Source organism: Thermoplasmata archaeon, assembly GCA_038851035.1.
Lineage (GTDB): Archaea > Thermoplasmatota > DTKX01 > VGTL01 > VGTL01 > JAWCLH01.
This window is the reverse complement of the sequence record JAWCLH010000035.1, coordinates 22201-28419: the sequence shown is the minus strand read 5'-3', so window position 1 is coordinate 28419 and position 6219 is coordinate 22201. Positions and strand designations below refer to the sequence as shown.

General features: G+C 58.2%; 4 protein-coding genes. All 4 read left to right on the top strand.

Annotation, left to right across the window (positions count from 1 at the left end):
- On the top strand, positions 1 to 3129 hold a 3129-nt coding region (locus QW379_09525), incomplete at its 5' end, for a hypothetical protein (GenBank protein MEM2870637.1).
- A gap of 166 nt (positions 3130 to 3295) precedes the next feature.
- Positions 3296 to 4342, top strand: coding sequence for a bifunctional phosphoglucose/phosphomannose isomerase (locus QW379_09520; GenBank protein ID MEM2870636.1), 1047 nt, complete (start codon positions 3296 to 3298; stop codon positions 4340 to 4342).
- A gap of 27 nt (positions 4343 to 4369) precedes the next feature.
- A complete protein-coding gene (locus QW379_09515) occupies positions 4370 to 5176 on the top strand; it encodes an HAD family hydrolase (GenBank protein MEM2870635.1) in 807 nt (268 codons plus the stop codon).
- A gap of 282 nt (positions 5177 to 5458) precedes the next feature.
- On the top strand, positions 5459 to 6211 hold the full coding sequence (locus tag QW379_09510; GenBank protein ID MEM2870634.1) for an ATPase domain-containing protein: 753 nt from the start codon (positions 5459 to 5461) through the stop codon (positions 6209 to 6211).
- Positions 6212 to 6219: the final 8 nt, after the last annotated feature.

Sequence of the window (6219 nt, the reverse complement as noted above, 5' to 3'; positions counted from 1 at the left end):
AGGGAGGAGTCTGAGGCGGCTCTGAGGTTGAAGGAAGGGGAGATAGAGAAGTTAAGGGAGGAGTCTGAGGCGGCTCTGAGGTTGAAGGAAAGGGAGATAGAGAAGTTAAGGGAGGAGTCTGAGGCGGCGCTTAAGGCAAAGGAAGACGAGATTGTGGAGAGATGGAAAGAGGCGGAAAGGATCCTCCGGAGCAAGGAAGCAGAGCTCTCTAGCCGAGAAACGGGACTGCGGGAGAGGGAGGAGCAATTGGGATGGGTTGAGGCCGAGCTCAAGTCCAGGGAGGACGAGCTCAGCAACCAGCAGAAAGAGCTGTATAGTCTCCAGGCCGAGCTAGAAGAACAGATACGGAGAATCGATAAAAAGAGCGCTGAGCTTGCTCAGAAGTCATCGATTCTGGAGGCGGAGCAAGCGAGGTTTGAAGAAGAAAAGCACAGGCTTGAGGAGATGGCGAGAGGGCTTGAAAGGGACAGAAAGGAATTCGAGGAGAAGAAGAGCAAGCTTGTGGCCCTTGCCAACCGCATTAAAGAAAAGGAGGCGGATATCAGCGAGAGGGAGACCCGGCTCGCTGATGTGGAGAGACGAGAAGAAGAGCTGATGAGGAGAGAGAAAGAGTTCGAGACGCGTGAGCGTGAGCTGAAAGCGGGGCTGGAGCAGGTAGAGGGGCGTGAGGCAACTCTCAAGAAAGAATTGGAAGAGCTGGAAGAGCAAAAGAGAGTTCTTGGTGCCAAATTGGAAGAGTTTGAAAAAAGGGAAAGTGAGCTGGCACAGAGGGAGTGTGCGCTCGCCGGGAGGGAAAAAGAAGTGGAGGCGCGGGAACGTGCGCTCATGGGGGTGGAGGATGAGTTGGCAAAGAAGAGCGAGCGTCTCAGGGCGATGGAGCAGGAGCTCGCTAGGAGGGACGCGGAGCTCAGGGAGATGAGCGCTAAGGTCACGAGCGAGAGAAATGAAGTGTTACTAAAAATGGGGGAACTTGCGCGTAGGGAGAAGGAGTTCGAGGAGGCCTGCGCTGACCTTGAAGGCGCCCAGCAGGACCTCGAGAAGGAGTCAGAAGCGCTCCTGAAAAGAAAAGAGGAAATAGAGAGCGAGCTGGAGAGAATAAGGCAGCACGAGGCCAGGCTATCCGCCGAGGAGGAGAGGCAGAAGAGGGAGGCGGACCGAATTCTGCAGACTGCGAGGAGGCTAGAAGAAGAGGCCAAGCGCATCAGTGAAAAGGAGGAGCTCGTGAGAAAGAGGGAGGAGGAACAGAACCGGGCGCTGATGGCAGAGACGGAGTGGATAACCAGAGAGAAGGAGGAGCTCCTCAGGCAGAAGGAGTCTTTGGAGAGGGGCTTTGAGGAGCTGAGGGCGGAGAGGGCGGAGCTCGCCGAGAGAGAGAAGCGCCTGGAAGCCGCCTTCCCGAGTGGGGTTTTGGCTTCTAGAGCAGGAGCTGCGGGTGTGGTGGTGATGGCGGCGGAGGAGCTTGAGGCGCTAAGAAGAAAAGAGGAGGAGCTTGAGAAACTGAAGAAGAGGGTGGCGGAGTTCGAGGCGGTTGGAAAGAAGAGGGAGGAGGAGCTTGGGACGCTAAGAAAGATGGCGGGCGAATTGGAGGCGCTGAGGGCAAAGGAGAAGGAGCTGGAAGAGCTTAGATTAACAGTGGAGGAGCTCCAGAAGGCTTTGGAAGAAAAGGTGGAGCTCGAGGAGGCCTTCAGGCAGGAGGTGGAGGCGCGGGACGAGGAACTAGAGCGCGCCAGAGCGCGCATCGCAGAGCTGGAGAGAGCGGAGATAAGAGGGGTTGATGGAGGAGTGGAGGTTAAGGACCAAACAAGGGAGCCTTATGAGGAGAGGGCCGAGTATGATGAGAAACTGAAGGGGCTCGAGCAAGAGAGAAAGCGGTTGGAGATAGAGAGGGGAGAGCTCGAAGAAAAACTGAGAAGTCTCGAGGAAGAGAGGAAAAAGGTAGAAGTGGAAAGAGTTGAATTTGAAAATAAGATGAAAAGATTCGAAGAACAAAGAAAGGCGCTCGAAGAGGATAAGGCGAGACTTGATGAGGAGAGGAGAGCCGTCGAGGAAGCGCAGAAACGCCTTGAGGCTGAAAGAAACAGGCTGGAGGAAGGAAGAAAGGAGCTCGACGCAATGCGCGCCAGTCTGGAAAGCGAAAGCAAGAAGCTTATGAAGAGGAAGGAGACCCTGCTTAAGAACGCCCAAGCGTTGAAAGAACTGGATGTTGCTACCCAGAAGCGGAACGAGGAGCTCCAGCGGCGGGAAAAAGAACTCAATGAGCGGATAGCGGAGCAGGAGAAGCGCGAAAGAGAGCTGATGGAGCTCGCCGTGCAGCTCCAGCAACGGGAAAGGGATATGCAACCAGGGGTGGTGGCGGAAGGGCGCGCCGAGGATGTGTTGCTAGGGCAGCCGAAGAGGGGCGGGGCTGAGACTGCCCAAGCGACCCCGCCGAAGCTGGAGGTGTCATCCCAAGCATCCCAAGCGATTCCGACGAGAGCAGTCTCTGCTCCCTCTCCCCCAGCCGCCCCGGGTCCCGGCGGCCCAGCCCGCGAAACAGCATGGGCGGCGATAGCCGTGGCGCAGAGGGGGGTCGAGACCCTCCGGTCGAGAGGAATCATTCCCGGTGCCTCTGCAGAGCTCCTTAGGGAGGCCACGGAGCTGTTCCACTCGGGAGATTTCGCCAGGGCACGGGAGCTGGCCCTCAAGTCCGAGGCCCAGAGTCGAGATATCTCCCAGCTTTTCGCGAAGGCCGTGAAAATACTGGAGGACGTGCGAAGGGAGCATGAGGCAATCGCTTCCGTTGGTGCTCTCCCACCGGACAAAGCCGACGCCGCCGAGAGGGCCCGGAGGGCTTTCGAAGCGGGGGACTACGGCGCCGCGATGGAACTTGGAGAGCTTGCCCTCTCCAGAGAGCCACTTGAGGTCCCCACTGCACAACCTGCAAGCCCTCCGCTTGGACCAATGCCACCGGCGAGGCCCATTGGAGAGGCAATCGACACCCGGGGCAGAAGGCCACCCGAAACTCCGGGACCCGGTACAGCACAAAAGCTCCTATGCTCCGCCTGTAACCGCGTTTTTCAGGCAGTCTTCTCACCAGAAGCCGACAGGATATCGTGTCCGTGGTGCGGGGAGTCGATGCGGCTCAAATAACGGAGGGAGGTGGCGAGGGGGTTGAAAGGGAGAAAAAAAGAAGTTTTCTGCGGGGGAATCACGAGAGTGATAATCACAGAGGAGCGCCGGGGGCGCTGGCCTGTTACCGGAGGTTTGAACGGATGAGGGAGCCCCGGGGGGAGGAGAGGACACAGGAGGTGAGCAGATGAGGACGCTGAATTCTGTGGAGGCGATGCGTAGAATTGACCGCTCCGATATGATGGGTATTCTCCTCTCCTTTCCTGAGCTTGTGGAGAAGGCCTATGCCCTGCCCCGACCCCGCCTTGAGATCTCAGGAATCGATGAGCTGGATGGTGTCGTTGTGATAGGCATGGGCGGCTCCGCGATAGGCGGCGACCTCCTTCAGTCTTGGATAATGGAAAGGGGCGGTCCGCCCGTCTACGTAAATCGGGACTACGACCTCCCCTCCTTTGTAGGTCCGAAGCACCTGGTGTTTGCCGTTAGTTACTCCGGAAACACCGAAGAAACAATATCGGCATTCGAGCTGGCCTTGAGGAAGGGGTGCAAACCTGTAACAATATCCTCTGGAGGAACTTTGGAGCGGCTCGGCAACGCAAGTCGCCACATAAAACTGCCCCCTGGTCTCCAACCGAGAGCCGCGGTCTCGTTGATGCTTCTCCCGATGCTCGGGGTGCTGGAAGACCTCGGTGGACCCCGATGCGAGGCGGAGGTCAGGGAAGCGGCGGGGCTGCTCTCGGCGATGATTGACGAAATCGGTCCGGATGTACCGGAGGAGAACAACCCCGCTAAGCAAATCGCCACCGGGCTTTACGGCGCCTTTCCCATGGTATTTAGCGGCCCCTTTCTCGCTCCCGTTGCAAAGCGTTGGAGAACCCAGCTAAACGAGAACTCAAAGCTTCTCGCGAGGGAGGACTTTCTCCCGGAGATGGACCACAACGACCTCGTCGCGTGGTCAGAGGACCCGAGGGCCGGTGAGTGCGCGGTGGTTATCCTGCGAGACCGGAAGGAGCACCCGCGGGTCGCTAAGCGAGTGGAGCTGACAAGAAAACTGGGGCTGGACAGGGCCCGGTTCGTGACCGAGGTCCGCTCGCGTGGGGAAGGAGCTCTGGCGAGACTGCTCACCGCTCTTCTCGTGGGGGACTTTGTCTCGTTCTATCTTGCCATTCTAAGAGGGATGGACCCCACGCCCGTGAAGGTGATAGAGAGACTGAAGAAGGAGCTAGCAGGCTGAGTGGGCGCACACCGGGGGGCTTAGGGAATGGATTTGAGGGGAGAGGAAGAGGAGAAACTCAAAGTAGCCGGGGTGGCACCGGCGTGCGAGAGCAGAGGGAGCGGTGGAATTCCGGGAGAAGTCACCGCAGTGTTTTTCGATGCATACGGGACAATTCTGGACGTAACGGGCGTCCACCTTGAGTGCGTGAGAAGAATTCTCAGAGATAGGAAACCAGAAAGGGCGTTTGCAGAGCGGGAAAAGCTAGAGAACGAGTTCCACGCGTACTGGGACAGCAGGGAGAGGGTGAATCTGCTCTGGGCGGCAGGGAGGGACTTCCGTCACGAGCCATTTGTGACGCAGCTCCAGCTCAATGTGCGCAGCCTTCGGGAGACCTTTGAGCGTTTCGGGATAGAGGGCGATGCGGAGAGAGGGGTGGAGCTCTGGGTGGAACTGACCAGAAAGGCGGGGGTCTTCAGCGATGTCCACCCGGCGCTCGAGGCAATGCCAGAAACAATGACGCTCGGGGTGGTCTCCAACTCAGACAACTATCCCCTGATTGATATTCTGAAGCGAGAGGGTCTAGACTTTGAGGCCGTGGTGACCTCCCAGACAGCTCGCGCCTACAAGCCCAGCCCCCGAATCTTCCGATACGCTCTGAAAGCCGCGGGAGCATCGCCTGAAAAAACCTTATTTATCGGAGACACGCCCGAAGTCGACATTCCCGGCGCGAGAGCAGCTGGAATCAGAACGGTCTGGCTCAACAGGTCCAGAAGGGGCCTCCGCATCGGAGAGCCCGAGCCGGACATTATCCTTCATGGTCTCTCCGAATTGCCATACCTATTGCAGAAGTGAAATCATATGTTTTCTCGGTGCATGGCGGGGCCGATGGGAGATGACTTGTTTGCCTTAGTGAAATGGAGAATTCTTCCTATAGCAATCTTAACCGTCCGATAGCAAAGAGCTTTTATCCCACAAACCCGCCGGAACATCCTCCCGGCGCTCACGGTTATCGCTCTCCATCTAACCATTGGAGAGCGCTGTTTCATTTTCCTGAAGGCTTTTCAATGGCGAGGGGGCGGCGAAGGGACGAAGAGCTTTTAAATATAGGCAACCCGATTTTGAACCGGTGATGGCGTGGTCAGGGAGCCCCGAATTCGTCCCCTAGAGCCGGAGGGTAAAGAGGCCGGAGGCGGCGACCGCCTCCCGACTATGATATCGGGCCTAGACGAGAGGATGGGCGGCGGAATTCCGAAGGGCTTTCTGGTGCTCGTCGCCGGGCCCGTGGGCTCCCTGAAGTCCTCGATATGCTTCTCAATAGCGCTTCACGCGGCCCGGAGGGGCGCGAAGAGCCTCTACATATCGCTCGAGCAGGACAGCGAGAGCCTGCTCGGCCAGATGGCTAGTTTGGGCCTAGACCCCTCGGGCGTTGCCGGAATGCAGGTCGTTGACCTCGCGGGAGTGAGGCAGGACATCGACGAGGAGAGGGCGGATTGGCTTGAGTCCATCCTCGGCCTCCTCGAGAGGTATAAGAGGGAGAGAGGGTGCGACGTCCTAGTTCTCGACTCATTAGATGCGCTCTACTCCCTCGTGACCTTTACCAACCCGCGCCGCGAGCTTTTCCACTTTTTCCAGAGGCTTAGGGCGCTCAAGGCCACGACGCTGCTCGTCTCGGAGATCGGGCTGGACGAGAAGCGCTTCGGCAAGCACGGGGTAGAGGAGTTCCTCTCGGACGGAATTCTACATCTGAGACTGCGCGAGGTGGAGAGCGCCCAGCTGACCTCGGTTAGGAGGTACGTCGGGGTGGTGAAGATGCGCAAGACGGCCCACGACACGGACTACCACCCATTCCTTGTCACCCGGGAGGGGTTCGAGCTCATCCTGAAGTAAGCCGGCGC